Raw genomic sequence first — 25,812 nt, forward strand, 5'->3', positions numbered from 1 at the left:
GGTCACCTTGGACCAGCCTGCCCGAGCCGTCTGTCGCACACCCCGGCTTACCCACCTGGCGGGACGCGCGAGCCGTCCCGTCGATGGTCCAACGACTCAGGCGTCGCCCTCGACCCGCAGCACGCTGGTCACCGACCGGACGATGTCCAGACCACGCAGCTCACCGACGGTCGCGGCGAGCGCGGCGTCCGGCGCGACGTGCGTGACGATGACCAGCTCGGCGTCGCCGTCCCGACCCGGGGACCCGCCCGCCGAGCCCTGCCGTACGGTCGCGATCGACACGTCGTGCCGGGCGAACACGCTCGCCACCGAGGCCAGCACACCCGGGCGGTCGGCCACGTCGAGGCTGACGTGGTAACGGGTCAACGCCTCGCCCATCGGCCGGACCGACAGGTCCGCGTATGCGCTCTCGCTGGCCGCGCGCACCCCGGCGAGCCGGTTGCGGGACACCGCGACCACGTCACCGAGCACGGCGCTCGCGGTCGGCGCACCCCCGGCGCCCCGGCCGTAGAACATCAGCTGCCCGGCCGCGTCGGCCTCCACGAAGACCGCGTTGAACGCGTCGCCCACGCTGGCCAACGGGTGGCTGCGCGGGATCATCGCCGGGTGCACCCGGACGCTGACGGTCTCCCGACCGCTGGCGTCGACGCCTCGGGCCGCGATGCAGAGCAACTTGATCGTGCAGCCCATCGCCTGGGCGCTGGCCATGTCCGCGGCGGTCACCTCGGTGATGCCCTCGCGGTGCACGTCGGCCGCACCGACCCGGGTGTGGAACGCCAGCGAGGCGAGGATCGCCGCCTTCGCCGCCGCGTCGAAGCCCTCGACGTCGGCGGTTGGGTCGGCCTCCGCGTACCCCAGTGCGGTGGCCTCTTCGAGCGCCTCGGCGAAGCCGGCGCCGGTCGCGTCCATGGCGGAGAGGATGAAGTTGGTGGTGCCGTTGACGATGCCGGTGACCCGGTTGATCCGGTCACCGTGCAGCGACTCCCGCAACGGGCGCAGCAGCGGGATGGCCCCCGCCACGGACGCCTCGTAGTAGAGGTCGCCGCCACCCTCGGCCGCCGCCTCGTGCAGAGCGACGCCGTCCTCGGCGAGCAGCGCCTTGTTGGCGGTGACCACGCTCTTGCCGGCGCGCAGCGCCTCGACCAGCCAGCCTCGGGCCGGCTCGATGCCGCCGACCACCTCGATCACCACGTCCACGTCGTCACGCTTGATCAGGCCGAGCGCGTCGGTGGTGAACAGGTCCTCGTCGACCGGCAGGTCACCCCGGTCACGGCCGAGCCGACGGACGGCGATGCCGGCGATCTCCAGCGGAGCGCCGATCCGCGCGGCCAGGTCGGCCGACTGCTCGTGCAGCAGACGGACCACCTCCTGGCCGACAGTGCCGCAGCCGAGCAGCGCCAAGCGCACAGGTGACGTCATCCAACATCCAATGCGAGCAGGTCCTCTTCGGTTTCCCGCCGGACGATCAGGCGCGCCTGGCCGTCGCGTACCGCGACCACCGGTGGCCGGGGTACGTGGTTGTAGTTGCTGGCCATGCTCCGGCAGTAGGCACCGGTGCCGGGCACCGCGACAAGATCTCCGGCCTGCACGTCGGCGGGCAGGAATTCATCCTTCACCACGATGTCCCCGGACTCACAGTGCTTTCCCACCACGCGGGCGAGCAACGGCTGCGCGGTCGAGGCCCGCGAGGCCAGCGTCGCCGAGTAGGACGCGTCGTACAGGGCGGTGCGGATGTTGTCGCTCATCCCGCCGTCGACGCTGACGAACGTCCGGATGCCGTCGAGCTCCTTGACCGTGCCGACCTCGTAGAGGGTGAACACGGCCGGCCCGACGATGGCCCGCCCCGGCTCGATCGACAAATGCGGCACGGCCAGGTTCTCCGCCGCGCACTCCGAGTCGACGATCTTGCGCAGGCGCTTGGCCAGGTCCTGTGGTGTCGCCGGGTCGTCCTGGGAGGTGTACGCGATGCCGAAGCCGCCGCCGAGGTCCAGCTCGGGCAGCTCCACCCCGCGCGCGTCGCGGATCTGCGCCTGGAGGGCGAGCACCCGGCGGGCCGAGACCTCGAAGCCGCTGGCATCAAAGATCTGCGAGCCGATGTGCGAGTGCAGACCACGCAGCTCCAGCACACCCTCGTCGAGGATCTTGAACGCGGCGTTCGCGGCGGCACCGCCGGCCAGCGAGAAGCCGAACTTCTGGTCCTCGTGGGCGGTGGCGATGAACTCGTGGGTGTGCGCCTCCACGCCGACAGTGACCCGCACCAGCACCCGCGGCCGGACCCCCCGCTCGCGGGCCAGCGCGGTCAGGCGGTCGATCTCGGTGAACGAGTCGACGATGATCCGTCCCACCCCGGCGTCCAGCGCCCGGGACAGCTCGGCGACCGACTTGTTGTTGCCGTGGAAGCCGATCCGCTCCGGCGGCATCCCGGCCGACAACGCGGTGGCCAGCTCACCTCCGGTGCAGACGTCCAGGTGCAGGCCCTCCTCGGCGATCATCCGGACCACCGCCCGGCAGAGGAACGCCTTGCCCGCGTAGAAGATGTCCTCGGTCGGGAAGGCCGCCCGGAAGTCGCGGCAGCGCGAGCGCAGGTCGGCCTCGTCCAGGACGTACACCGGGGTGCCGAACTCGGCCGCGATGTCGAGGACGCTCAGGCCCGCGACGGCGACCGCGCCGTCGGCCCCCCGCGTCACGCTGCGCGGCCACAGCGCCGGCATCAGGGCGTTGACGTCCTCGGGGGTACGCAGCCAGGCCGGCCCCTGCTTGCTGATGTCCGCGTGCAGCGCACCAGCCTCATGAGCCCGCATGTCACATCCTCTCGGGAGCGGAGACGCCGAGCAGGTGCAGGCCGTTGGCGATCACCGTGCGGGTGGCGTTGTTGAGCCACAGCCGGGCGCGGTGCAGGTCGGTGACCTCCTCGTCGCCCAGCGGCAGCACCCGGCAGTTGTCGTAGAACCGGTGGTAGGAAGCGGCGACGCTCTCCTCCAGGTAACGGGCCACCCGGTGCGGTTCCCGCAGCTCGGCGGCCGTGGCCACCACGGCGGGGAACTCGGCGAGCGCCTTGAGCAGCTCGTTTTCCTTCTCGTGGTCGAGCAGCTCGGGACGGAACGCGTCCCCGTCGCCCGGGACCAGCCCCACCTCGGCGGCGTTGCGGGCCACGCCCGCGGTCCGGGCCGCCACGTACTGCACGTAGTAGACCGGGTTGTCGCGGGTCGCCCGGGTCCACAGCTCGATGTCGATGTCGATCGGGGAGTCGCTGGAGTAGCGGGCCAACGCGTACCGGGAGGCGTCCACGCCGATCGCCTCGACCAGGTCCTCCAGGGTGATCACGGTGCCGGCCCGCTTGCTCATCCGCATCGGGGCGCCGTCGCGCAGCAGGTTGACCAGCTGCCCGATGAGGATCTCCAGGTTGCGCTCCGGGTCGTCGCCGAAGCAGGCGGCCATCGCCTTCATCCGACCGATGTAGCCGTGGTGGTCGGCGCCCAGCATGATCACGACCCGCTCGAAGCCGCGCTCACGCTTGTCCAGGTAGTAGGCGCAGTCCGCGGCGAAGTACGTCCACTCACCGTTGGACTTGCGCAGCACCCGGTCCTTGTCGTCACCGAAGTCGGTGGTGCGCAGCCAGGTCGCGCCCTCGGACTCGTAGAGGTGCCCCTGCTGACGTAGCCGGTTCAGCGCGAGGTCCAGCTCACCCCGGTCGTGCAGGTCCTTCTCGTTGAAGTAGGTGTCGAACTCCACCCCGAAGTCACGCAGCGAGGAGCGGATCTCGTCGAACATCAGCGCGACGCCCTCGACCCGGAAGACCTCCTGGGCGGCGTCGTCGTCGAGGGTCCGCACCTCCGGCCGGCGGGCCTGCACCTCGGTGGCGATCTCGGCGATGTACGCCCCGCCGTAGCCGTCCTCCGGCGCCGGCTCACCCTTGGCGGCGGCGAGCAGCGACCTGGCGAACCGGTCGATCTGCGAACCCGCGTCGTTGAAGTAGTACTCAGTGCCGACGTCGGCGCCGGTGGCCCGCAGCAGCCGGCTCAGCGCGTCACCGACGGCCGCCCAGCGGACCCCGCCGATGTGCACCGGCCCGGTCGGGTTGGCCGAGACGAACTCCAGGTTGATCTTCTCCCCGGCCAGCCGGTCGCTGCGCCCGTACTCCGCGCCGGCCTCGACGATCACCCGGGCGAGCTGACCGGCCGCAGCCGCGTCGAGCCGGATGTTCAGGAAGCCCGGCCCGGCAATTTCGACCGATTTGACGCCCGATGCCCGGCCCAGCTCGTCGGCCAGGGCCGCTGCCAGCTCCCGAGGCGGAACGCCCACCTTCTTGCTCAACTGCAGCGCGAGCGTCGAGGCGTAGTCGCCGTGCTCGGGGTTGCGCGGTCGCTCCACCACCGTGCTCGCCGGCAGCGCGGCGCGGTCGAGCCCACGCTGCTCGAAGACGGCGTGGGCGGCGGCGAGGACGACCGAGGCTAGTTCTGCAGGAGTCACCCAACCATGTTATCGGGGGTAGACTCGGGCACTCGGCGGCTCCCCTGCGCGTCTACCGGCCCGCCACTCCCCTGACCGACCGACTTGACGAGGCACGATGAGCATCAGCACCCCGGGTGGCCCTGAGCGCCGCCCGACCGTGGTCAGCACCGGCAAGAAGCCGGCCGCCGGCCGGCCCGCCGCCGGGGCAAAGGCCGGTTCCGGCAAGCCGACGGGCAAGCCGGCGGGCTCCCCCCGGGCAGGTGGCAAGGGCCCTCGTAAGCCGGTCACCCCGGTCAAGGTGAGCCAGGGCCGCGCCTGGGGCCCCATCGCGCTCTTCGTCGCGGTGGGCGTGCTCGCGGCCGGCATCATCGGCTACGGCGCCTGGGCGTCGTTCCAGGGCTCCAAGCCGTGGGACAAGCGGGCCAACGCCATCGACGGCATCGCCAACATCCGCAAGTCCGACCCGGACAGCCTGAAGTACGAGTCGCACAAGTCGGGCCCGCTGACCTGGAACTACTCGCCGCCGGTGGGTGGGGTGCACAACGCCGCCTGGCAGAACTGCATGGGCGACGTCTACGACGCCCCGATCGCCAACGAGCACGCGGTGCACAGCCTGGAGCACGGCGCCGTGTGGATCACCTACCGGCCCGACCTCCCCAAGGACCAGGTCGACAAGCTCGCCGGCAAGGTGCGCGGCGTCGAGAAGACGCTGATGAGCCCGTACGAGGGCCTGGACAAGCCGATCTCGCTGCAGGCCTGGGGCTACCAGCTCAAGGTCGACAACGCCGACGACTCGCGGATCGACGAGTTCATCAAGGACCTGCGGGTCAACGCCTCCGTCGAGGGCCCGACGGCGCTCTGCAACACGGGCATCACCGCCACCGGCACCACGCCGCGTGAGCTCCAGCAGCAGCCCACTCAGTAAGGACGGCGATGACTGCCCCCGCCACCACCGACAACGAGTACGACGACACCCCGGCCGTCCCGAACGAGGACGGCCGGGCCCCGGCGTCGCGCTACGGCGTGCTGGCGCTCGCCGTCATGGTGGTGGTGGGGTTGCTCCTCGGGTACGCGGGCGGTCTGCTCACCCCACGCCTCACTAGACCCGGTGACGCGTCGGTCGAGGCGGGCTTCGCCCGGGACATGACGTCCCACCACGCGCAGGCGGTGGAGATGAGCCTGATCGCGTACCGGTCGGCCACCCTCCCCGAGGTGCGACAGATCGCCGTCGACATCGCCACCGGGCAGCAGGGCGAGATCGGCGCCATGCAGACCTGGCTGCGCGAATGGGACCTGAGCCCCACGGGGTCACAGCCACCCATGTCGTGGATGTCCGACGGAGCCACGGTCAAGAACGGGCTGATGCCGGGGATGGCCACCCCGCAGCAGATGGCCGCCCTGCGCGACGCCAAGGGCATCGAGGTCGACCGACAGTTCCTGGCCCTGATGTACGCCCACCACCTCGGCGGCATCCACATGATCGACGCGGCCCTCGGCGAAACCGACAACGACGAGGTGCTGCGGGTGGCTCGGACGATGAAGGCCACCCAACAGACCGAGTTGAACAACCTCCGGCAGCTCCAGGCGCAGGCCAAGGGCTGACCGACCCACGGGCACACCGGGCCCGCGTCACCGCCACACGATGGTGGGACGCGGGCCCGCTCCACTACGGCCCCCGCCCACGCCCGGAGATCAAGGCGCGTGCGCACTGGCTTGTGTCCTGAAAGATGGGATTTGTCCGTTGTGGGGCAATGGCGAGGCACGGGCGATTACGTTGCTTAGAGAGTTTTCTCCGCACATATCGTGACCAGTTGCGATTCGGGCTCGTTGCCCAAGACGTGGGGGTTGCACTCAGAGACGCACGGCGTTCGGTCACCAGTTGGTGCCGACGCCACACCATTGGCGGTGACGGGGCGGTGGCAGCCGTCCGTCGCGGACAGCGGCAGGGCGAGCCGGGAATGCTCAGCCGCGAACAGGAACTCGAACTGATCGACACACTGCGGGGCGTCCACCCCGACGAGTTCGGCTTGGACGAGGAGCTGTGGACGCGGCAGAGCCTCACCACGCTCATCCAACGGCGCTTCGACCTGCCGTTGGACCCTGGCGCGGTCGGGGCGTACCTGCGGGCCTGGGGGTTGGGTCCGCGCGAGCCGCGCGAGCGCGCCTGCGGGCTCTGCGTCAGCGCGGTCGAGCGCTGGGTCCGCAGTGAGTACCCGGCGATCACCCGGGCCGCCCAGGAGCACCTCGCGGAGGTCTACTGGATCGGCCGGGTCCGACTGCGCGGCACCATGCCGGCGGCGGACGTGATCTCCGCGGTCTCGTCCCGTGGGCGGGTGCGCTTCATGATCACCACGCCGACGGTGGACCCGCCGCTCCCCCGCGACTTCGTGCTGCGGCTCAGCGGCGAGGAGCAGCGCACCGTGCACCTGATCGTGGACGGCTCCTGGCCGCGCAACGAGTGGCCACGTCGGCTCCCCCGGCGAATCGTCCTGCACCCGCTGCCCAGTTGCGGGCGGGCGATCGCGGCGGCCTGAGCACCGGGTGGGCCGGTTACCGACACGATCGGCTCACCCGATACCGATTCGGCGTACGCGGGGAGGGTTTGCTAGTCTTCTCCAGTCGCTGAGCCCCCGTAGCTCAGGGGATAGAGCACCGCCCTCCGGAGGCGGGGGCGCAGGTTCGAATCCTGCCGGGGGCACCAAGAAAGATTTCACCCGACAGTGCCGGGCGCAGGAGCGAGTTTGGCTCCCGCGCCCGTTTTGCGTTTCCGGCGGCCCTTCCGCCGCCGCGACCCTGTTGTCATCCTGCTGCTTCGGCGTAGCGGCGGGCGAGCCCCGCAAAGGCGTCCTTGAGTTCGGCGGGCCCGATCACCTCGATGCCGGCATCGAACCTGCCGAGCGCGGCTGCGAGGCCGACCCAGGACCAGGAGCCCTGCACGAGCTTGCAGCGGTCGGGGCCGAGTTCTTCGACAAGCCCGTCGCGGGTGTACGTGGCGACGACGGCGGCGGGAAGGCCGAGGATGACCTCCCCCACGCAGGGCCACGCCGAGGTGTCGGTGGAACCTCGGAAGCGGCCCGTGACGTACGTGGGCACGTCTCCCATGGGCAGTAGGCGTGGGGTGAAGCGTGGTCCGGTCGGGGTACGCAGGCCGACCCGGTCGCAGCGGAAGGTCCGCCAGTCGTCCCGGTCGAGGTCCCAGGCGACGAGATACCAGCGACCCTTCCAGGTGACGAGGTGGTGGGGCTCCACGCGGCGGGGCGGTGCGTCGGTGGCGGCGCTCGTCGAGGCGTAGTCGAAGCGCAGAACCTCGTGGGCGTGGACGGCCGCGCCGATGGCTGTCAGCACTGTGGTGTCGACCGGGGTGTCCGGCCCGGTGGCGGGTTGTCCGACGGCGGTGACCCGCAGGGCGTCGATGCGGTGCCGCAGTCGGCTGGGCATGACCTGCCGCATGGTGTTCAGCGCTCGCGCCGCGCCCTCCTGGATGTCCGCCCCGGAGAGGGCTGCCACCTGGAGTGCGACGGCGATGGCGACGGCCTGCTCGTCGTCGAACAGCAGGGGTGGCAGTTGGGCGCCGGCGTCGAGCCGGTACCCGCCGTCCGGCCCCTTGAAGGCTCTGATCGGGTAGCCGAGCTCGCGCAGCCGGTCGACGTCGCGTCGCACCGTACGCGGGCTCACGTCCAGCCTCTCGGCCAGGAGGCCGCCCGGCCAGTCACGCCGGGCCTGGAGGAGCGAGAGCAGCGACAGCAGTCTCGCGGAGGTCGTGGCCATGCATCCGAGTCTGCCCCCAATAGCGGCCACAACCTGACCGCTACCCCTGCCATCGTCGGCGTTGCACCCGGGCACCAGCCACGGGTCATGTCACACGAGGAGCAGCAATGAGCATCAACACCGTCGCGCACATCAACCTTCGGGGCAACGCGCGGGCCGCCCTCGATTTCTACCGGGCCGTCTTCGGCGGGGACCTCGTCGCGGTGACCTACGCCGACGCCCGGAACGTGCAGAACCCGGACGAGGCCGACCATGTCATGTGGGGTCAGGTCACGTCCGCCGAGGGCTTCCAGATCATGGCGTACGACGTGCCGTCGGCGCGGCCCTGGAGCCAGGGCGAGAGCCCGTTCTTCGTCTCGGTCCGGGGCAGCGACGCCGACGAGATCATCGGCTACTGGAAGAAGCTGGGCGAGGGCTCGACCGTCCTGGTCGACCTCGCGCCCGCCGGCTGGGCTCCCCTCTACGGCATGCTCACCGACCCGTTCGGGGTCACCTGGGTGCTCGACGTCGCCGTCGAGTACAAGCCCGCCTGACCAGAAGGAGCAGCCCACCGCCGATCCCGAGGGATCGGCGGTGGGCCTCGGTGCCGCTCAGTGCGCCTCGGCCGGCACCAACCTCAGGTGCGCCTCGGGTGCCGTACCCGCGTCCGGGCCGCCGGAGTCCGAGCGGCGCTCACGGCGTTTGAGCCACTGGTCGATCACGAGGTTCAGCACGAGCCCGACAGCGCCCCAGATGGCGATGACCAGCAGGTTCTGCCCGACGCCGACGCCGTCGAAATACCGCAGCGATCGGGCGATGTCGACCGCCGCGGGCAGCGGCAGCAGGTCCTGGAGGGGGCGGAACACCTCGGGGACCAGGTACACCGACATGCCACCGCCGGAGGCGGGTACACCGGCCATCATCAGCACCACCATCATCGGGATGATGCCCGCCAGGCCGACGGTGCGGGTGAGCACTCCGGTGGCCAGGGAGACCGAGAAGATGGTCAGGGCACCGTAGCCGATCGTCTCCAGGGCGTTGCCGCTGATCGCGCCGATGAGGACGTCGAAGAGGAACCACAGCCAGACGGACATGCCGATCGCCCAGCCGCCCAGCAGCGGCAGGAACTGGCGCAGGCGACGTACGTGCGGTGCGCCGCCGCGCAGGACGGCCAGGAACAGGAAGCCGGCCATGATCCAGGACATGCCGACGTACATGCTGTTGCTGCCGCCGGTGTCGGTCTCGCTCAGGGGTTGCACGTCGGTGAGCGTGAGCGGGAGGCCCTGGGCCGCAGTGATCGGCTGGAAGATCGCGCGGATCGCGGACTGCTGGCTGGCGTTGGCGGCGGACGCCGAGTACAGCGTCGCCGGAGTGTCCGGTGCCGACGGCAGGACGAAGGCGGCGACCACCTCGCGGGAGCGGATCTGCTCGGTGGCCTCATCCACGTTGTCGGCGACGGTGACGTCGAGGATGCCGTCGAGCTGTGCGTTGAGGCCGGCAGCAGTCTGCTGAGCCTGTCCCGGGGCGGCGGCGACCACGACGACCGGGATGTCGTGCGGTTGCGGTTTGTGCATGGAGAAGCCCATGGCGCCCACGACGACCACCAGGATGGCCAGCGGGAAGCCGGCCGCGGCCACGTACCGGAATCGCTTGGAGCGCGGCGGCCCGCCGGCCAGAGCGGGGGCCTTCGAGTTGGCGTCGGCGATCGGCGGGACGCCGGGGATCATGTTCCCGCTCGCGCTGCGCTCCTTGAGCAGGCAGAGCGCGAGGGCGGCCACGATCCACACGGCCAGGACGATCAGGTGGGTGCCCAGGCCGTTGCCGTCGAAGTACAGGACCGAGCGCAGCGCCTCACCGGCCGCCGGGAGCGGCAGCACACCGTGCAGGAACTGGAAGAACCCGGGCATGTTGTGCACGGAGAGGGCCAGGTTTGACGCGGGCATGCCGAACACGACCCAGAGCAGCATGCCGGGCAGCACCGCGAGGGGCCCGATCACTTTGGAGAACAGCAGCTGGGCGAGGCCGACGGCCGCGGTGGCGAGCATGCCGACGCCGAGGAAGGTGAGGTAGTGGCCCTCGACGGCACCCACGACGGGCCCGAGGATGAGCCAGATGATCGAGCTGGTGAGCGCGGACCAGCCGGCCAGCACGGGCAGGAACCGTCGCAGCCGCAGCAGGTGGGGGACGCCCATCACCATGATGCTCAGTGGCACGTAACCGGCCAGCATCATGCCCATCGCGGCGAACAGGACCGCGATGCCGGCCGAGTCACCGGCGGGCAGCGGCGCGACGTCCTCGGTGGTGGTCTGCCAGCTGTTCTGGAAGGCCACCGGCGCGAGCAACTGCTGGACGGTGGCGTTCTGTGAGGCTCCGGCCGCCGAGGCGGTGAGGATGGTGGCGTTGGCGCCGCCCGCGGTGGGCAGGATGAGCGCGCCGGTGGCTTCCTGGTCGTGCAGCAGGTCGACCGCGTCGTCGCGGGTGGCCACCAGGGTGGCCTCGGTGCTGTCAGCGGCGTTGAGCCCGTCGACGACGGCCTGCGCCGTGGCGCCGCTGCCGACGACCGCGACCGGCATGTCCCGGGGGTGCGGTGAGTGCATGGTCGACATGTAGGTCGCGAACATCATGGTGACCATGAGGAACGGCATCACGAACAGTGCGACCATTCGAATGATCTGTTCCTTGCGGTCCGCGCCGGGCGGGCGGCCGTCCACCACGTCGGCAGCCTCGATCACGGCTTCGGTATCCATGCACGCTCCAGCTCAGGTTTGTACGCCAGTTGACTTACAAACTGTAGGCGGCGGATGCCGGGACCGGGAATCCGGCTAGGTTGACCTGAGTCACATCCAGGCGAGAAACACGAGGAGGCCGGTCATGAGGCGCTCCGAGGCGGCCCGCACCGCGCTGCTGAACGCGGCGGAGCGGCTGTTCGCCGAGTCGGGAGTCGCCGAGGTCTCCGACCGCAGGGTGGCCGAGGCGGCCGGCAACACCAACCACTCGGCGGTGCGCTACTACTTCGGCGGGCGCGAGGGCCTGCTGAAGGCGCTCATGGCCCGCCACGCGCACGAGGTGGCGCAGGCACGCATCGGCATGCCCCCACCCGAGGACTCCGTCCTCGGTGACATCCGCGGTCTCGTGGAGCCGAGCATGCGCGCCCTCGACCAGCTACCGCGCCCGAGCTGGCGGGCCCGGTTCCTGGAACACATGCTGCACAACCCCACCACCTTGCCGATCGTGCGGGAAGCGCAGGACACCACGCCGCAGGCACTGGAGCTGCGCGAGTCACTGGCCGCGCGGCTACGGCACCTCGACCCGGAGGTGGTCGCCGGCCGGGCGCTCCTGATCACCCGCATCGTCAGCACCACGACGGCCGAGGTCGAGGCACGCGCCGAACGCTACGGCGAAGACCCGCGATGGCCCGAGGTCGGCGACTTCCTCGTCGACGCCATCACCGGAATGCTCAGCGCCCCCATCAGCCGGCCACGCCGAGCCGACAGCTGATCGCCGGCTCACCTGCTGACGTACGCCGCCAGGTGCTCGCCGGTGAGGGTGGAGCGACCAGCGACGAGGTCGGCCGGGGTGCCCTCGAAGACGATCCGGCCTCCGTCGTGACCGGCGCCGGGACCGAGGTCGATGATCCAGTCGGCGTGCGCCATGACCGCCTGATGGTGCTCGATGACGATCACCGACTTGCCGGAGTCGACGAGGCGGTCGAGCAGGCCGAGCAACTGCTCGACGTCGGCCAGGTGCAGGCCGGTGGTCGGCTCGTCCAGGACGTAGACGCCGCCCTTCTCGGCCATGTGGGTGGCCAGCTTGAGCCGCTGCCGCTCGCCGCCGGACAGGGTCGTGAGCGGCTGCCCCAGGCTGAGGTAGCCGAGCCCGACCTCGGCGAGCCGGTCGAGGATGGCGTGCGCGGCGGGCGTACGCGCCTCGCCGGCACCGAAGAATTTCTCGGCCTCGGTCACCGACATCGCCAGCACCTCGCTGATGTCACGACCGCCGAAACGGTATTCCAGCACCGACGCCTGGAACCGCTTGCCCTCGCAGTCCTCGCAGGGAGCGGCGACGCCGGCCATCATCCCCAGGTCGGTGTAGATGACACCGGCACCGTTGCAACTCGGGCAGGCACCCTCGGAATTGGCGCTGAACAGCGCCGGCTTCACACCGTTGGCCTTCGCGAACGCCTTACGGATCGGGTCCAACAGCCCGGTGTACGTGGCCGGGTTGCTCCGCCGTGAGCCCCGGATCGCGCCCTGGTCGATCGACACCACGCCCGCTCCGGCGGGAATCGACGCGTGCACCAGGGAGCTCTTGCCGGAGCCGGCGACGCCGGTCACGACGACGAGCACACCGAGCGGCACGTCGACGTCGACGTCACGCAGGTTGTTGGCCGACGCGCCACGGATCTCCAGCTTGCCGGTGGGCGTGCGGACCGTCTCCTTGAGCGTCGCCCGGTCGTCCAGGTGGCGACCGGTGATGGTGCCGCTGGCGCGCAGACCCTCCAGGGTGCCCTCGTAGCAGACGGTCCCCCCGTCCGTGCCTGCGCCGGGACCGAGATCGACGACGTGGTCGGCGATGGCGATGGCCTCCGGCTTGTGCTCCACGACCAGCACGGTGTTGCCCTTGTCGCGCAGTTGGAGCAGCAGCTCGTTCATCCGCTGGATGTCGTGCGGGTGCAGCCCGATCGTCGGCTCGTCGAAGACGTAGGTGACGTCGGTGAGCGAGGAGCCCAGGTGGCGGATCATCTTGGTGCGCTGCGCCTCGCCACCGGAGAGGGTGCCCGACGGCCGGTCGAGGGACAGGTAACCCAGGCCGATCTCCTCGAACGAGTCGAGGAGGTGTTGCAGCCCCGCCAGCAACGGCGTCACCGACGGCTCCTTGATCCCGCGCACCCAGGCGGCCAGGTCACTGATCTGCATCGCGCAGGCGTCGGCGATGTTCTTTCCCTTGATCTTCGACGACAGGGCCTCCTTGCTGAGCCGGGTGCCGGCACAGTCGGGGCAGGTCGTGAAGGTCACCGCCCGCTCCACGAAGGCGCGGATGTGCGGCTGCAACGCGTCGATGTCCTTGGAGAGGAAGGACTTCTGGATCGACGGGATCAGACCCGCGTACGTCAGGTTGATGCCGTCGATCTTGATCTTGGTCGGCTCCCGGTGGAGCAGGTCGTGCTGCTCCCGCTTGGTGAATTTGCCGATCGGCTTGTCCGGGTCGAAGTAGCCGCAGCCACGGAAGATCCGGCCGTACCAGCCCTCCATGCTGTAACCCGGGATCGTGATCGCGCCCTCGTTGAGCGAGAGGCTGTCGTCGTACAGCGCCGACAGGTCGATGTCGGTGACCGCGCCCATGCCCTCGCACCGCGGACACATGCCGCCGAGACGGGTGAAGGTCGCCTTCTCGGTCTTCGTCCTGCCGGCGCCACGGTCGACGGTGATCGCACCGGTCGCCTTCACCGAGGGGACATTGAAGGAGTATGCGTTGGGCGAGCCGATCTGCGGTTGCCCGAGCCGACTGAACAGGATGCGCAGCATCGCGTTGGCGTCGGTGGCGGTGCCGACGGTGGACCGGGAGTTGGCGCCCATCCGCTCCTGGTCCACGATGATCGCCGTGGTCAGGCCGTCCAGCAGGTCGACCTCGGGCCGCGCCAACGTCGGCATGAAACCCTGCACGAACGCGCTGTACGTCTCGTTGATCATCCGCTGCGACTCGGCGGCGATGGTGCCGAACACCAGCGAGCTCTTGCCGGAGCCGGAGACGCCCGTGAACACCGTCAGCCGCCGCTTCGGGATCTCGACGCTGACGTCCCTGAGGTTGTTGACGCGCGCGCCCTGCACCCGGATCAGGTCGTGGCTGTCGGCAACGTGCGGCGCGGACGGCTGGGTGGCCGTGCTCATCGTGTCTCCATCTGTCGGGCGGGACGACTCAGCGCACTTCCTGGATCCGGATCATATTGCCGGCGGGGTCCCGGAAGGCGCAGTCGCGTACGCCGTACGGCTGCTCGGTCGGCTCCTGGACGACCTCGGCGTCGCTGGCCTCCAGCTTCGCGAACGTGGCGTCCAGATCGGTGGTGGCGAGGTTGACACCGAAGTAGCTGCCCTTGGCCATCAGCTCAAGGATGGTCTGCCGCTCGGCGTCGGTGATGCCCGGGTTGGCGGTCGCAGGGTGCAGGACGATGGCTGTGCTGGGCTGGCCGACCGGCCCGACCGTGATCCAGCGCATCCCCTCGTAACCGACGTCGAGGCGGACCTCGAAGCCGAGGATGTCGCGGTAGAAGGCCAGGGAGGCGTCCGGATCGGTGTGCGGGAGGAAGCTGGAGTGAATGGTGATGTCCATGGCCGTCACGCTAGTTGCGGCTCCGTGACCCGCGCTTCTCGATTCCTGATCGGTCTGGTCACCTGCTTCGCCACGCACGACGGCATCCCCGCCGTCGCCTGCGCCGCCTGACGGCGGTAGACGCTGGGCGGCACGCCGACCAACTCGGTGAAACGGGTGCTGAAGGTGCCCAGCGACGAACAGCCCACCCCGAAACAGACATCGGTGACGCTCAGGTCGCCACGACGCAGCAGCGCCATGGCCCGCTCGATCCGTCGTGTCATGAGGTAGCTGTATGGGGACTCGCCATAGGCGAGCCGGAACTCGCGGCTGAGGTGCCCCGCCGACATGTGCGCGCCACGCGCGAGCGCCTCGACGTCCAGCGGTTGCGCGTACTCCCGGTCGATCCGGTCGCGGACCCGGCGCAGCCGCGCCAGGTCGCCCAGTCGCTGGGTCGCGTCGAGTTTGCTGCTCACCTGGAAAATCGTGCCACAACCCACCGACATTCAGCCGGTCGCCGGGCGCGAGCGAGGGCCGGCGAGCCTGGTCAGCCGGCCTCGCGGCGGGCACGGGCCCGGCGCTTCCCCTCGTGCATGGCCTGCACCCGGGCCACCGGGATGGTCCGCCCCTCGGCGACCAGGTCGGCGGGGAGCGGCTGCGGGGCCGGCATCAGCGCGGCCCAGGGATCGCCGTCGGCGACCAGCGACGGCACCGTCCGGATGGTGAAGTCGGCGGGGGTCACCTCGGTCAGGTCGGCCCAGTCGACAGGGAAGGAGACCGGCATCCCGGGGCGCAGTCGAGGGCTGTACGCGGCGACCACGGTCGCCCCGCCCGCGCGGGTGGCGTCCACGAAGACCCGGCCACCCCGGTCCTCCTTGATGTACGCCGTGGTGGCCAACGCCGGGTCGAGCCGCTCGGCGCGGACGGCGAGCGCCCGGGTGGCGGCGGCCAACTCCTCCGCCGTGGGTTCGTCGGCCACCGGGACGAACACGTGCACGCCCTTGGCCCCGCTGGTCTTGACGGCGCCGGCAAGGCCGGAGTCGGCGAGCGCCTGGCGGACCAGCAGGGCGGCGGCGACCGCCGCGCGGAACCCGTCGCCCTCCGGCGGGTCCAGGTCGAGCACCAGGTGGGTCGGGCGGTGCGGGTCCGCCGCGGTGGCCAGCGTCGGGTGGTACTCCACCGCCCGCTGGTTGGCGAACCAGAGCAGGGTACGGCGGTCGTCGCAGAGGGCGTACGAGATTTCCCGGTGCGACGCCTCCGCCCAGACCGGCACCCGGCGGACCCAGTCCGGCGTGTAGCGGGGAAGGTTCTTCTGCATGAACGGTGGCTGGCCGGGGCGGACCCTGATCACCGACAGCGGGCGGCCCCGCAGTTGCGCGAGGATGGGGTCGTGGACCGCGTCGAGGTAGTCGACCAGGTCGCGCTTTGTCGCGTCGTCGCGGTCGGACAACGGCTGGTCCAGGTTGGTCAGGGCCACGCCGTCCCGGGTCTCGTCAGCCTCGCTCACCCGACCACCCTCCCGGCCTGAGTGCCGTCGGTCAACCGGACGCGGCGCTTCGGTGCGGATCGTTTCCGGCCCCTGCGCCGACCGGGTCCGCAGGACCGGCGTCGGACGCGGCGCCGGCCGGGTGTCGGGGCACCGTCGTCACCGCGACCAGCAGCGCGGCGACCACCAGGCCGGCGGCCACGGCGAACGCGGTCCGGTAGCCGCCGGCGAGCGCTGCCGTCTCGGCCCAGCCGGAAGCCCGCAGAGCGTCGCTGCGAGCGGCGGCCAGGGTGGCCAGCACGGCCAGGCCGACCGCGCCGCCGACCTGCTGGGTGGTGTTGGCGAGGCCGGAGGCGAGCCCGGCGTCCGTGTCGGTCGCGCCGGCCATCGCGAGGGTGGTGACCGCCGGCAGCGTCAGGCCGCCGGCCACCCCGAAGACGAGCATGGCGGGGAGTACGTCCACGGCGTAGCCACCGTCGGCGGGCAGCCGGGCGAGCAGCAGGAACCCGACGGTCGCCAAGCCGAGCCCGGCTAGGAGCACGCTCCGGGCACCCCAGCGGGCGATCAGCCGACCGGCGAAGCCGAGCGACACCACCGCGATCACCACCGGGGTGGGCAGGAAAGCCCAGCCGGTGGCCGACGCGTCCAGCCCGAGCACCAGTTGCAGCTCCACGGCGAGCAGGAACTGGAAGCCGAAGTACGCGGCGACCATGAGGAGCTGCACGGTGTTCGCCGCGACCAGGCCCGGTACGCGCAGCACCCGGGCTGGCAGCAGCGGGACGGCCGCCACTCGCTGACGTACGGCGAACCCGCCGAGCAGCAGCACCGCGAGCACCGCCGTACCGAGGGTGCGTGGGCTGGTCCAGCGGTGCTCGGCAGTGCCCACGATGCCCAGCACAGCGACCATGAGGCCGGCGGTGGCGAGCAGCGCGCCGGGCACGTCCAGGCCGGACCGCAGGCCGATGCCCCGTTCGGCGGGGAGTCGGCGGACGGCGGCGAGGAGGATGACCGCCCCGATCGGCAGGTTGACCAGGAAGATCGACCGCCAGCCGGCAGCCTCGGTGAGCACCCCACCGGCGACCGTGCCGATCGACGCGCCGGCCGCTCCGGTGAAGCTGAACACGGCGATCGCACGGGCCCGCTCGGCCGCCTCGGGGTAGAGCCGGACGATCATGCCGAGACTGACCGCCATGGCGAGCGCGCCGCCGACGCCCTGCCCGAAGCGCGCGGCGACCAGCAGCGCCGGCCCGGTGGCGACCGCGCAGGCCAGCGAGGCCATTGTGAACAGAGTGATGCCGGCCAGGAAGACCCGCCGTCGGCCGAGCAGGTCGCCGAGGCGGCCGGCGAGCAGCAGCAGCCCGCCGAACGCGACCAGGTAGGCGTTGACCACCCACGCCAGGCCGGCGGCGGTGAAGCCCAGGTCGCGTTGTACCGCGGGCAGTGCCACGGCGACCACGCTGCCGTCCAGGATGATCATCAGGCTGCCGGCGCAGAGCACCAGCAGCGCTGGCCAGCGGGACGCGACGACACAGTCCATGGAACCCCTCCTTGGTGCACGGTTTGTTACCGAGGTCATCGTCTGTGACCATGAGCCGGAGCGGAAGGAGGCACTGTTGTGTCCCAGAGGAACAGCGATGTGTCCGCGCAGGTGAAGGCCGAGTTGACCTGCGCGGCCGAGAACGTGCCGTTCACCCCGGGTCAGGCCCGGGCCTGCACCGTCCGCGAGGTCCTCGACCGGGTCGGCGGCAAGTGGAGCATCAGCATCCTGGTGTCCGCCTCACACGGCCCGGTGCGCTTCACCGAGCTGGAGCGGAACGTCGAGGGGATCAGTCGTCGGATGCTCACGCTGACGCTGCGCAACCTGGAACGGGACGGCCTGCTGCACCGGACGGTCTATCCGACCGTCCCGCCCAAGGTCGAGTACACGGCGACCCCGATGGCGTTGGAGCTCTACGAGTCGCTGGTGGCACTCACGAGCTGGGCCGAGCGGCACCGCCGGGCCATCGCCGAGGCGCGGACCAGGTACGACGCCGAGCACGCCGATTAAACCGCGCACCGGTGTGGGGAACGCCACCACACCAATCTGACCGATCGGTCAGGGTCTGACCGATCGGTCAGGCATGCTGGTCTGCGGAGGTGGACCAGTGATGGCCAGAGCAGTGTCCGAGACGCACGGCGAGATCCTCGCCGCGGCGGCGCGGCAGTTCGCGGTGACCGGTTACCGGGGCACCTCGCTCCAGGACATCGCCCGCGAGGTCGGCTGTTCCAAGGCGACCGTGCTCTACCACTTCGCCAGCAAGGAAGCCCTGCTCGCCGAGCTGATGGCCCCGGCGATCGCGGTGCTGCGAGACCTCGACGACCAGCTCACCGGGCTGACCGGAGCGGTCGCCCAGCAGGCCGCCGCCGGCGGCTTCGTCGACCTCGCGGTCCGGTTCCGAGGTGAGATCGCGCTGCTCCGCGGCGAGTTCGCAGAACTGCTCTGCCAGCCGGCCTTCGCACACATCCAGCAGATCTCGGAACGCCTTCGGGACGCGTTGGCCGGCCACTCGGACCGGCCGGTAGCCCGGGTCACTGCACTGGTGCTGCTGGCCGGCATCCCCGAGGCGTGCGCCGAGTTCGTCGACATTCCTGACGACGACCTGCGCTCCGCCCTGCTCACCCTCGTCCGGCGGGCCGTCGAACCCGTCGACGCAGCCCTGCCCCAACAACCCACGACCGAGGACAAGGACTCCTGATGGCCACCCTGCTCTACCGGCTCGGCCGGGGCGCGTTGCGCCGGCGACGGCTAGTCGTCGCGCTCTGGCTCGTCGTACTCGTCGTCGCCGGCCTGGCCGCAGCGACCCTGCGCGGCCCGACGGCGAGCAACTTCACCATGCCCGGCACCGAGAGCCAGCGCGCGCTCGACCTGCTCAGCGAGCAGTTCCCCGCGGCCAGCGGCGCCACCGGCAACATCGCGGTCAAGGCGCCGGCCGACGGTCAACTGGCCACCCCCGAGGGTCAGGCCGTGGTGCAGGAGCTGGTCCAGGAGGCCTCGACACTGCCCGGCGTGGTCGGCGCGGTCAACCCGTTCCAGGTCGGCGCGGTCTCGCCCAACGGCCGGTACGCGCTGGTCCAGGTCCAGTTCGCCACGAGTGGCGACGAGGTGACCGACGAGCAGCGCACCGCGTACGAGGAGGTCGGCGCTGCTGTCGAGGCGAAGGGTTGGCAGGTCGCCCCGGGCGGCGAGGTGCTGGGTGGTGAGCCGGAGATCGGCTCCACCGAGGCGCTCGGCGTACTGGTCGCCGCGATCGTCCTGATCATCACGTTCGGTTCACTGGTCGCCGCTGGAATGACCATGCTCAACGCGCTGATCGGCGTCGGCGTCGGCATGGCCGGTCTGTTCGCGCTGAGCGGCGTCATCGAGTTGACCAGCACCGCGCCGATCCTGGCGCTGATGCTCGGCCTCGCCGTCGGCATCGACTACTCGTTGTTCATCACCTCCCGGCACCGACAGAACCTGCTCGAAGGCCTGTCACCGGAGGAGGCGGTCGGCCGCGCGGTGGGCACCGCCGGTTCCGCCGTGGTCTTCGCGGGTGCCACGGTGGTCATCGCCCTCGCAGGCCTGGCCGTGGTGAACATTCCGTTCCTTACCGTGATGGGTCTCGCCGCCGCCGGCACTGTCACCATCGCCGTGCTCGTGGCGATCACCCTCCAGCCCGCACTGCTCGGCTTCGCCGGCAACCGGGTGCTGCCGCGCCGCCTGCGTTCCACTGTCGACGCCGCCGCGCCTGGTGAGCCGGTGGGCGAAGAGACGGTGCCGGCCGAGGACCGCTCCGGGTTCGGCTTCCGCTGGGCGCGGTTCGTCATCCGCTTCCGGGTGCCGGTCATCCTGGTCTCGCTGCTCGGCCTGGGCCTGCTCGCGCTGCCCGCGCCGGACATGCGGCTGGCCCTGCCCGACGCCAGCACGGCGACGGTGGGCTCACCGGCCCGGGTGGCGAGCGACCTGACCACCGAGGGCTTCGGTCCGGGCTTCACCGGCCGACTCGCGGTGGTCGTGGCGGGCGACGACGCGAAGGCGACCGCGGCCGCAGTGCCGCAGGTGACCGCGATGATCCAGCGCACCGAGAACGTCCTCGCGGTGGCACCGCCGCAGCTGAGCCCGGACGGTCGGACCGCGCTACTCGGCGTGGTGCCGAAGACCGGCCCGACCGACGAGGCCACCGAGACCCTGGTGCACGAAGTCCGCGACGCGGTCGGCGGGGTCCAGGGCGTCGAGGTGCTGCTCACCGGCGCCACCGCGGTCGGGATCGACGTCTCGGAGAAGCTCTCCGACGCGCTGCCGATCTACCTGCTGCTGGTCGTCGGGCTCTCGGTGCTGCTGCTGATGCTGGTGTTCCGCTCACTGCTGGTGCCTCTCAAGGCGGCGCTGGGCTTCCTGCTCACCGTGGCCGCCACGTTCGGCATCACGGTGGCGATCTTCCAGCAGGGCCACCTCGCCAACCTGGTCGGCCTGGACACCCCGGCCCCGCTGGTCAGCTTCCTGCCCATCCTGCTGATCGGCATCCTGTTCGGGCTGGCCATGGACTACGAGGTGTTCCTGGTCTCCCGGATGCGGGAGGACTTCGTGCACGGCGACACCGCGCGTGAGGCCACGATCAGCGGCATGGGCCACGGTGCCCGGGTGGTCACCGCCGCCGCGCTGATCATGATGTCCGTCTTCGGCGGCTTCGTGTTCCTCGAAGACCCGATCATCAAGTCGATGGGCTTCGCGCTCGCCATCGGCGTGGCCATCGACGCGTTCGTGGTCCGGATGACCATCGTGCCGGCCGTGATGTCCCTGCTCGGCGACCGTGCCTGGTGGCTCCCCCGCTGGCTCAACCGCGCCCTGCCCAACGTGGACATCGAGGGCGAGGGCCTACGCGAGCACCTGAAGGACCGGACCCCCACGAGGGTCTGACCCCCACCCGGTCGATCATGGAGTTGTGGTGTCCGCCGCGCCCCGGTCCGGGGCGTTGGTCCGGCGCCACAATTCCATGATCGGCGCGGCCGGGCCGAGTCAGACCCCGGCCGGGTACGTTTCCATTTCGCCAGGGGCGGCCGGCACCGGCAGCGGGTGCAGGGCTGTCGTCTCGTCACACCAGATGAAGGCGTCGTACCGGTCGCCGAGTCGCGTCGGCACGTAGTTGCCCCAGGACTCGAACGACGGGTCGTAGACGACCCCGATCGCCCGGTGGTCCACAGTCTCGGTGACCCAGCCCGGCTGGTCGTCACCGCCGAAGATCAGGACCGCCCGCTCCGGCATCAGCTCGTGCAACCGCCGCTCGACCGACCCTTCCCGCGCCGGAGGCACCACCATCGCCTCGGCGGGCGAGCCCCAACGGGGAGCGGCGATCACCGTGCCCCGGTAGCTACCGAAGCCGATCAGGGCCACCGCGTCATCGCCGTGCCGTTCCCGGGCCAACTGACCGATGTTGACCATCCCGTCGGCGGCCATGTCGGTGGCCCGGGCATCCCCGACGTGCGTGTTGTGGGCCCAGACGATCCCCCGGGCGTCCGGCCCGTACCGGTCCAGCAGCCGGTCCAGAGTGTCCTGCATGTGGATGTCGCGGATGTTCCACGAGTCCGGCCCGCCGGCCACCATCGCGCGGTAGTACCGCTCCGCGCCGGCCACCACCTCCGCGTTCTGCCAGGCCGAGAAGCGATCCGGACCGTCGGAGAGGGCGTGTTCGCGGGTGCGGGCGAGCAGCCGGACCACCTCCTCCTCGCAACGGGCGGAGACGAACCTGCTGGCCGCGCCGTACTCCTCGACCCTCTTACCGTACGGCTCGAAGCAGCGGTAGGCGTCCTGCGCCGCCTCCAGCGACGTCGGGTCCTCCTCCCCCAGGTAGTCGAAGATCGCCTGCATCGACTCCCAGAGGCTGTACACGTCGAGCCCGTGGAACCCGGCCCGTTGATCCTCCGGCCGCTCCACATTCCAGGCCCGCAGCCAACTGGCGAACCGGGCCACCTCGGCGTTGGCCCACATCCAGGTCGGCCACCGCTCGAACTGCTCCAGGGCGAACTGCGGTTCGAGTGCGCCACCCGGCGCGGCCGTCACCGACCGGTGCACCCGATCACAGTCCGGCCAGTCACCCTCCACGGCCACGAAGGAGAACCCGCACTCCGCGATCAACCGGCGGGTGAGCTGCTCACGCAACCGGTAGTAGTCGTAACTGCCGTGGGTGGACTCTCCGATCATCACCACCCGGGCGTCGCGAACGCGCTCCAGCAACGGGTCGAAGTCGCTCGGCGCGCCGAGCCGCTGAACCAGCATGCCAGCGGCTACCCGGCCGCCGCGGCGGCAAACCGTGGGCGCGCCGCGGGCCGACACGCCGGCCGCCGGGCATGCCGAGCAAGCCGGTGTACGGCCACCGCGAGCGGGTAGCCGGCCGACATGACCGTCACCGGCGTTCAGTTCCAGGAGTATCTGGCCGGGCTCGACTACCCGGTCTCCCGGGAGGATCTGGTCCGCTGGGGCCAGGAGAACGGGGCCAGCACGGCGATGTTGCAGATGTTGCAGGCGTTACCGGCGGATCAGTTCGACTCACCGGACGAGCTGAGCGCCGCGCTGACCACCCTCTCCTGAGTTGTCCTCCAGCGCCGCGACCCTCGGGTTACGCGAGGGCGACGGTGCGGGATTCGGCGCGGGCGGTTTCGGCGGCGGCGAGGATGCCGACGACCTCACGGCCGAAGCGGACGTCGCAGCGGTGGTCGCGGGTGCCGGCCCGCACCTGCTCGACCAGTTGGTCGATCGCGACGCCGAACGCGGTGGCGGCGTCGTTCTCGCCGAACGGGACGTTCTCGATGCCGTTCTCGCCGTAGAACACGAACTCCCGGGCCATCGACTCGGTCGGGGCATCCAGGGAGAGCGAGGCGCTGCTGGTGGCACCGCCCTCGTGGGTGAGCAGCAGGTGCACCATGCCGCTCGGCCCGTCCATCGCCGCCACCTGGGTCACCCGCCCCAGCACGGGCAGGAGGATGGAGAGCGCGTGCGGGGCGATGTCCCAGAGCGCGCCGTGCTCCCGGCGCCACAACGAGCCGCCGTACGGGCTGCCGTCCTGGAAGATCGAGGCGAAGGCGGTGGTCCGGCCGTGCTGCCACCCCCCGGCGGCAGCGGTGGCGGCGAGGAACGCCGTCACGTTCGGCTGGAACCGCTGGGTGAAGAAGACGACCGAGGCGACCCCGGACTCCTCGGCGGCGGCGACCACCCGGTCGGCGTCGGCCACGCTGAGCGCCAGCGGCTTGTCCAGAAGCAGGTGCCGTCCGGCGGAGGCGGCCCGGACCGCGATGTCGGCCTGGACGTCCGGCGGCAGCGCGACGGCGACCGCCTCGCACTGCTCGATCAGGGCGTCGACGTCGGCGTAGGCCGGCACCCCGTACCGCTCGGCAAGCGCGGATGCCCGCTCCGGGTTACGCCCCCACACTCCGACCAACTCCGCGTCCGGGTGTGCGTGCAACGCCTTCCCGTGCGTCTCGATCGCCCAGTGACCGGTGCCGAACAAACCGAACCGCAGCACGTGTACCTCCGCTGTTTCCCCACCCCGCGGCAACGCCACGGACGCGATCCACGCTAGTCGCCCCACCAGGGGCATCGGCGGCGGGTCGACCAACCGGAGCAGCTCACATGCTGTGCCACCGGGCGTGGCCGTGGTCCGGGCGTGGCCGGGATCCGGTCGGCGCGGGGATCCGGTCGGCATCGGGACCCGGTCGGCATCGGGACCCGGTCGACGCCTGTCGAGCTGCCCCACCTGTGGGGCGGGGCCTGGGCCTGGGCTTGGGCTTGGGCTTGGGCTTGGGCTTGGGCTTGGGCTTGGGCCTGGGCCTGGGCGGGACGTCGGGACGGGCCGCCGGACGCGTAATCGACTCGCTTTCCTTGATTCCGGGGCATCCGGAGGCTCGCGACACCCCGCTTTCCAGAAAAGCGAGTCGATCATGGAATCGCGTCGCGCCCCACGCGCGGGGGGTGACGAGCCGACAACCATGGCCGACCCGCCGCGCCCCACTCACGGGCAGCTCTACAGCGAGCGGGCGGACACCCTGCCGTCCGCCCGCGGTCGGCGGCGGCGGCGAGGGTGAGGGCGAGGGCGAGGCAGGGTCATCCCGTTACTACGACGGTTAGTAGGCTGTGCCGGTGACCGAGGCAACGACCGGGCGGGTCCGGTGACCAGCGTGAGCGCCGACTCACCGGTGGACGGGATCGTCGCGACCGTGTCGATCGTGCTGTCGCTGCTCGTCGCGGCGTGGGCGCTGGTGGGGGCGGTTCGCCAACGGCCGCCGGACCGGGCGCAGTTCGTCGGTCTGGCCGTACTCGAAGTGGCGTTGCTCGTCTTGGGCGTGCTGGCGCTCGTCGCGGTCGGCGGCGGGGATCGGCCCGGCGAGCCCGGCGCCTTCTTCGGTTACCTGGTCACGCTGGTCTGCCTGCCACCGCTGGCGTGGGTGCTGGCCCGGATGGAACCGACCCGATGGGGTTCGGCGATCGTGTGCGCGGTCTGCCTGGTGACCCCGGTGGTGGTGGTCCGGTTGCAGCAGACCTGGGAGGTGCTCGGTGGTTGAGACACAACCGGTCCGGCGTCGCACGAACACCGGGCCTGGTCGGCTGCTGATCGCGGTCTACCTGCTCTTCGCCATCGCGGCGACCAGTCGGGCCGGCCTCCAGATCGCCACCAGGTTCGACGAGGCGCCGGTGGCGTACCTGCTGTCCGCGCTGGCCGCGCTCATCTACATCGTGGCCGCGGTCGGGCTCGCCCGTGCCGGGCACACCGGGCGACGGGTCGCGCTGGCGTGCTGCTCCGTGGAACTGGTCGGGGTGGTCGCGGTCGGCATCCTCAGCCTGGTCGACAAGGATCTCTTCCCGGACGAGACGGTCTGGTCGCAGTTCGGCAGCGGGTACGGCTACATCCCGCTGGTGCTGCCGGTGCTCGGCCTGATCTGGCTCTGGCGCACCCGCCGCGACCCCGCCTGACCCGGCGACGAGGGCGTCCCCTGCGCGAAGGAACGCCCTCGTCGGGAGAACCTGTCAGTCCCGTGGGCCGCCGGCGACGTAGATGACCTGGCCGGAGACGAAACCGGCACCCTCGCTCGCCAGGAACGAGATGGTGTGCGCGACGTCCTCCGGCCGCCCCGGCCGACGGACCGGGATCTCGGCCGCGGCGTGCTTCTGGAAGTCGTCGAAGTCGACCTTCATGCGGGCGGCGGTGGCAGCGGTCATGTCGGTGACGATGAAGCCGGGTGCGACCGCGTTGACGGTCACCCCGAACGGCCCCAGCTCGATGGCGAGCGTCTTGGTGAAGCCCTGGAGGCCGGCCTTGGCGGCGGCGTAGTTCGCCTGACCCCGGTTGCCCAGCGCGGAGGTGCTGGAGAGGTTGACGATCCGCCCCCACTTGCGGTCCACCATGTGCTTCTGCGCGGCCTGGCTGAACAGGAACGCACCGCGCAGGTGCACGCCCATCACCGTGTCCCAGTCGGCGTTGGTCATCTTGAACAGCAGGTTGTCGCGCAGCACGCCGGCGTTGTTGACCAGGACAGTGGGCGCGCCCAGCTCGGCGGCGACACGGGCCACCGCCGCCTCGACCTGATCGCGGTCGGAGACGTCGGCGCCCACACCGAGCGCCCGGCCACCGTCGGCGGCGATGGCGTCCACCGTCTCCTTCGTGGCCGACTCCTCGATGTCGACCACGGCGACGGCCATCCCGTCGGCGGCCAGCCGCCGGGCGGTGGCCGCACCGATACCGCGTGCGGCTCCGGTGACGATGGCGACGCGGGGCTCCTCCGACATGATTACCTCCCAGTAACGTGCGGTCGAT

General features: G+C 71.0%; 24 protein-coding genes and 1 tRNA gene. 12 read left to right on the top strand and 13 right to left on the bottom strand.

Translation table 11 applies throughout. The annotated features are described in order from the left end of the window. Window positions 1-96 precede the first annotated feature (96 nt). Genes FBZ33_RS25535 through argS form a run of 3 tightly spaced genes read right to left on the bottom strand, consistent with a single transcriptional unit; the run spans window position 97 to window position 4,470 of the window. Entirely contained in the window at window positions 97-1,407 is a 1,311-nt protein-coding gene (locus FBZ33_RS25535; protein ID WP_185755523.1) for a homoserine dehydrogenase, read from the bottom strand. 8 nt (window positions 1,408-1,415) lie between these two features. Further along, window positions 1,416-2,801 carry a diaminopimelate decarboxylase gene (gene lysA / locus FBZ33_RS25540; protein ID WP_141910949.1) on the bottom strand — a complete coding sequence of 462 codons (1,386 nt, stop codon included), beginning with the start codon at window positions 2,799-2,801 and terminating at the stop codon, window positions 1,416-1,418. A 1-nt stretch (window position 2,802) separates the two neighbouring features. After that, window positions 2,803-4,470, bottom strand: a complete 1,668-nt coding sequence (argS, locus tag FBZ33_RS25545) for an arginine--tRNA ligase (RefSeq protein WP_141910950.1) — start codon at window positions 4,468-4,470, stop codon at window positions 2,803-2,805. 97 nt (window positions 4,471-4,567) lie between these two features. On the opposite strand from argS, the gene FBZ33_RS25550 reads away from it, so the two are divergent. The 4 genes from FBZ33_RS25550 to FBZ33_RS25565 all read left to right on the top strand — a co-directional run bounded on the left by FBZ33_RS25550 (window position 4,568) and on the right by FBZ33_RS25565 (window position 7,153). After that, on the top strand, window positions 4,568-5,377 hold the full coding sequence (locus FBZ33_RS25550) for a DUF3105 domain-containing protein (RefSeq protein WP_141910951.1): 810 nt from the start codon (window positions 4,568-4,570) through the stop codon (window positions 5,375-5,377). 8 nt (window positions 5,378-5,385) lie between these two features. Further along, the gene (locus FBZ33_RS25555; RefSeq protein WP_141910952.1) at window positions 5,386-6,054 is read left to right on the top strand and encodes a DUF305 domain-containing protein; all 669 of its coding nucleotides are present in this window, start codon (window positions 5,386-5,388) and stop codon (window positions 6,052-6,054) included. A 236-nt stretch (window positions 6,055-6,290) separates the two neighbouring features. Further along, a complete protein-coding gene (locus tag FBZ33_RS25560; RefSeq protein WP_088949940.1) occupies window positions 6,291-6,986 on the top strand; it encodes a winged helix-turn-helix domain-containing protein in 696 nt (231 codons plus the stop codon). A gap of 92 nt (window positions 6,987-7,078) precedes the next feature. Further along, window positions 7,079-7,153: transfer RNA gene (locus FBZ33_RS25565), tRNA-Arg, on the top strand. 98 nt (window positions 7,154-7,251) lie between these two features. On the opposite strand, the gene FBZ33_RS25570 is transcribed toward FBZ33_RS25565, so the two are convergent. Continuing rightward, complete coding sequence (locus FBZ33_RS25570) at window positions 7,252-8,220, bottom strand: YafY family protein (RefSeq protein WP_141910953.1); 969 nt, start codon at window positions 8,218-8,220, stop codon at window positions 7,252-7,254. 107 nt (window positions 8,221-8,327) lie between these two features. Between FBZ33_RS25570 and FBZ33_RS25575 the strand changes: the two genes are divergently transcribed. Then, the gene (locus tag FBZ33_RS25575) at window positions 8,328-8,753 is read left to right on the top strand and encodes a VOC family protein (RefSeq protein WP_141910954.1); all 426 of its coding nucleotides are present in this window, start codon (window positions 8,328-8,330) and stop codon (window positions 8,751-8,753) included. 57 nt (window positions 8,754-8,810) lie between these two features. Here FBZ33_RS25575 and FBZ33_RS25580 read toward each other — a convergent pair whose 3' ends face one another. Then, complete coding sequence (locus FBZ33_RS25580) at window positions 8,811-10,946, bottom strand: ABC transporter permease (RefSeq protein ID WP_141910955.1); 2,136 nt, start codon at window positions 10,944-10,946, stop codon at window positions 8,811-8,813. A 124-nt stretch (window positions 10,947-11,070) separates the two neighbouring features. On the opposite strand from FBZ33_RS25580, the gene FBZ33_RS25585 reads away from it, so the two are divergent. Next, the gene (locus tag FBZ33_RS25585) at window positions 11,071-11,697 is read left to right on the top strand and encodes a TetR/AcrR family transcriptional regulator (protein ID WP_141910956.1); all 627 of its coding nucleotides are present in this window, start codon (window positions 11,071-11,073) and stop codon (window positions 11,695-11,697) included. Between the two features lie 8 nt (window positions 11,698-11,705). On the opposite strand, the gene FBZ33_RS25590 is transcribed toward FBZ33_RS25585, so the two are convergent. The 5 genes from FBZ33_RS25590 to FBZ33_RS25610 all read right to left on the bottom strand — a co-directional run bounded on the left by FBZ33_RS25590 (window position 11,706) and on the right by FBZ33_RS25610 (window position 17,528). After that, on the bottom strand, window positions 11,706-14,087 hold the full coding sequence (locus tag FBZ33_RS25590; RefSeq protein WP_099848242.1) for an excinuclease ABC subunit UvrA: 2,382 nt from the start codon (window positions 14,085-14,087) through the stop codon (window positions 11,706-11,708). Between the two features lie 28 nt (window positions 14,088-14,115). After that, entirely contained in the window at window positions 14,116-14,526 is a 411-nt protein-coding gene (locus FBZ33_RS25595; RefSeq protein WP_141910957.1) for a VOC family protein, read from the bottom strand. Window positions 14,527-14,531: 5 nt separating this feature from the next. Then, complete coding sequence (locus tag FBZ33_RS25600) at window positions 14,532-14,981, bottom strand: helix-turn-helix transcriptional regulator (RefSeq protein WP_141910958.1); 450 nt, start codon at window positions 14,979-14,981, stop codon at window positions 14,532-14,534. A 71-nt stretch (window positions 14,982-15,052) separates the two neighbouring features. Continuing rightward, window positions 15,053-16,012 carry a DNA polymerase domain-containing protein gene (locus FBZ33_RS25605; protein ID WP_141910959.1) on the bottom strand — a complete coding sequence of 320 codons (960 nt, stop codon included), beginning with the start codon at window positions 16,010-16,012 and terminating at the stop codon, window positions 15,053-15,055. Between the two features lie 31 nt (window positions 16,013-16,043). Beyond that, window positions 16,044-17,528 carry an MFS transporter gene (locus FBZ33_RS25610; protein WP_221629509.1) on the bottom strand — a complete coding sequence of 495 codons (1,485 nt, stop codon included), beginning with the start codon at window positions 17,526-17,528 and terminating at the stop codon, window positions 16,044-16,046. 123 nt (window positions 17,529-17,651) lie between these two features. On the opposite strand from FBZ33_RS25610, the gene FBZ33_RS25615 reads away from it, so the two are divergent. From FBZ33_RS25615 to FBZ33_RS25625, 3 genes are all read left to right on the top strand, one after another. Then, complete coding sequence (locus FBZ33_RS25615; RefSeq protein ID WP_141912945.1) at window positions 17,652-18,038, top strand: helix-turn-helix domain-containing protein; 387 nt, start codon at window positions 17,652-17,654, stop codon at window positions 18,036-18,038. Between the two features lie 100 nt (window positions 18,039-18,138). Next, window positions 18,139-18,726 carry a TetR/AcrR family transcriptional regulator gene (locus FBZ33_RS25620; protein WP_141910961.1) on the top strand — a complete coding sequence of 196 codons (588 nt, stop codon included), beginning with the start codon at window positions 18,139-18,141 and terminating at the stop codon, window positions 18,724-18,726. Further along, on the top strand, window positions 18,726-20,927 hold the full coding sequence (locus FBZ33_RS25625; RefSeq protein ID WP_141910962.1) for an MMPL family transporter: 2,202 nt from the start codon (window positions 18,726-18,728) through the stop codon (window positions 20,925-20,927). The genes FBZ33_RS25620 and FBZ33_RS25625 overlap by 1 nt, the downstream gene beginning before the upstream one ends. 99 nt (window positions 20,928-21,026) lie before the next feature. On the opposite strand, the gene FBZ33_RS25630 is transcribed toward FBZ33_RS25625, so the two are convergent. Continuing rightward, on the bottom strand, window positions 21,027-22,283 hold the full coding sequence (locus FBZ33_RS25630) for an erythromycin esterase family protein (protein ID WP_141910963.1): 1,257 nt from the start codon (window positions 22,281-22,283) through the stop codon (window positions 21,027-21,029). A gap of 120 nt (window positions 22,284-22,403) precedes the next feature. Between FBZ33_RS25630 and FBZ33_RS25635 the strand changes: the two genes are divergently transcribed. After that, window positions 22,404-22,595 carry a DUF2795 domain-containing protein gene (locus FBZ33_RS25635; RefSeq protein ID WP_141910964.1) on the top strand — a complete coding sequence of 64 codons (192 nt, stop codon included), beginning with the start codon at window positions 22,404-22,406 and terminating at the stop codon, window positions 22,593-22,595. 28 nt (window positions 22,596-22,623) lie between these two features. Here the strand turns inward: FBZ33_RS25635 and FBZ33_RS25640 are convergent, their stop codons facing one another. Then, window positions 22,624-23,526 (bottom strand): Gfo/Idh/MocA family protein, encoded by a 903-nt coding sequence (locus FBZ33_RS25640; RefSeq protein WP_185755410.1) that lies wholly within the window; start codon window positions 23,524-23,526, stop codon window positions 22,624-22,626. 643 nt (window positions 23,527-24,169) lie between these two features. On the opposite strand from FBZ33_RS25640, the gene FBZ33_RS25650 reads away from it, so the two are divergent. Both FBZ33_RS25650 and FBZ33_RS25655 read left to right on the top strand, forming a co-directional pair. Beyond that, window positions 24,170-24,562: a hypothetical protein gene (locus FBZ33_RS25650; RefSeq protein ID WP_141910966.1), complete on the top strand. Its 393-nt coding sequence runs from the start codon at window positions 24,170-24,172 to the stop codon at window positions 24,560-24,562. Beyond that, window positions 24,555-24,971 carry a hypothetical protein gene (locus FBZ33_RS25655; protein WP_141910967.1) on the top strand — a complete coding sequence of 139 codons (417 nt, stop codon included), beginning with the start codon at window positions 24,555-24,557 and terminating at the stop codon, window positions 24,969-24,971. Before FBZ33_RS25650 ends, FBZ33_RS25655 begins: the two co-directional genes overlap by 8 nt. A gap of 54 nt (window positions 24,972-25,025) precedes the next feature. Here the strand turns inward: FBZ33_RS25655 and fabG are convergent, their stop codons facing one another. Further along, window positions 25,026-25,784 carry a 3-oxoacyl-ACP reductase FabG gene (gene fabG / locus FBZ33_RS25660; protein WP_088949954.1) on the bottom strand — a complete coding sequence of 253 codons (759 nt, stop codon included), beginning with the start codon at window positions 25,782-25,784 and terminating at the stop codon, window positions 25,026-25,028. Window positions 25,785-25,812 lie beyond the last annotated feature (28 nt).

The organism is Micromonospora sp. A202 (assembly GCF_006715105.1).
GTDB lineage: Bacteria > Actinomycetota > Actinomycetes > Mycobacteriales > Micromonosporaceae > Micromonospora > Micromonospora zamorensis.

What these genes read in the sequence shown, in the direction of transcription:
- FBZ33_RS25610 (WP_221629509.1), bottom strand. Translation starts at nt 17,528, where the DNA reads ATGGACTGTGTCGTCGCGTCCCGCTGGCCAGCGCTGCTGGTGCTCTGC.
- FBZ33_RS25630 (WP_141910963.1), bottom strand. Translation starts at nt 22,283, where the DNA reads ATGCTGGTTCAGCGGCTCGGCGCGCCGAGCGACTTCGACCCGTTGCTG.
- fabG (WP_088949954.1), bottom strand. Translation starts at nt 25,784, where the DNA reads ATGTCGGAGGAGCCCCGCGTCGCCATCGTCACCGGAGCCGCACGCGGT.
- FBZ33_RS25635 (WP_141910964.1), top strand. Translation starts at nt 22,404, where the DNA reads ATGACCGTCACCGGCGTTCAGTTCCAGGAGTATCTGGCCGGGCTCGAC.
- FBZ33_RS25625 (WP_141910962.1), top strand. Translation starts at nt 18,726, where the DNA reads ATGGCCACCCTGCTCTACCGGCTCGGCCGGGGCGCGTTGCGCCGGCGA.
- FBZ33_RS25550 (WP_141910951.1), top strand. Translation starts at nt 4,568, where the DNA reads ATGAGCATCAGCACCCCGGGTGGCCCTGAGCGCCGCCCGACCGTGGTC.
- FBZ33_RS25580 (WP_141910955.1), bottom strand. Translation starts at nt 10,946, where the DNA reads ATGGATACCGAAGCCGTGATCGAGGCTGCCGACGTGGTGGACGGCCGC.
- FBZ33_RS25590 (WP_099848242.1), bottom strand. Translation starts at nt 14,087, where the DNA reads ATGAGCACGGCCACCCAGCCGTCCGCGCCGCACGTTGCCGACAGCCAC.
- FBZ33_RS25575 (WP_141910954.1), top strand. Translation starts at nt 8,328, where the DNA reads ATGAGCATCAACACCGTCGCGCACATCAACCTTCGGGGCAACGCGCGG.
- lysA (WP_141910949.1), bottom strand. Translation starts at nt 2,801, where the DNA reads ATGCGGGCTCATGAGGCTGGTGCGCTGCACGCGGACATCAGCAAGCAG.
- FBZ33_RS25595 (WP_141910957.1), bottom strand. Translation starts at nt 14,526, where the DNA reads ATGGACATCACCATTCACTCCAGCTTCCTCCCGCACACCGATCCGGAC.
- FBZ33_RS25585 (WP_141910956.1), top strand. Translation starts at nt 11,071, where the DNA reads ATGAGGCGCTCCGAGGCGGCCCGCACCGCGCTGCTGAACGCGGCGGAG.
- FBZ33_RS25620 (WP_141910961.1), top strand. Translation starts at nt 18,139, where the DNA reads ATGGCCAGAGCAGTGTCCGAGACGCACGGCGAGATCCTCGCCGCGGCG.
- FBZ33_RS25555 (WP_141910952.1), top strand. Translation starts at nt 5,386, where the DNA reads ATGACTGCCCCCGCCACCACCGACAACGAGTACGACGACACCCCGGCC.
- FBZ33_RS25570 (WP_141910953.1), bottom strand. Translation starts at nt 8,220, where the DNA reads ATGGCCACGACCTCCGCGAGACTGCTGTCGCTGCTCTCGCTCCTCCAG.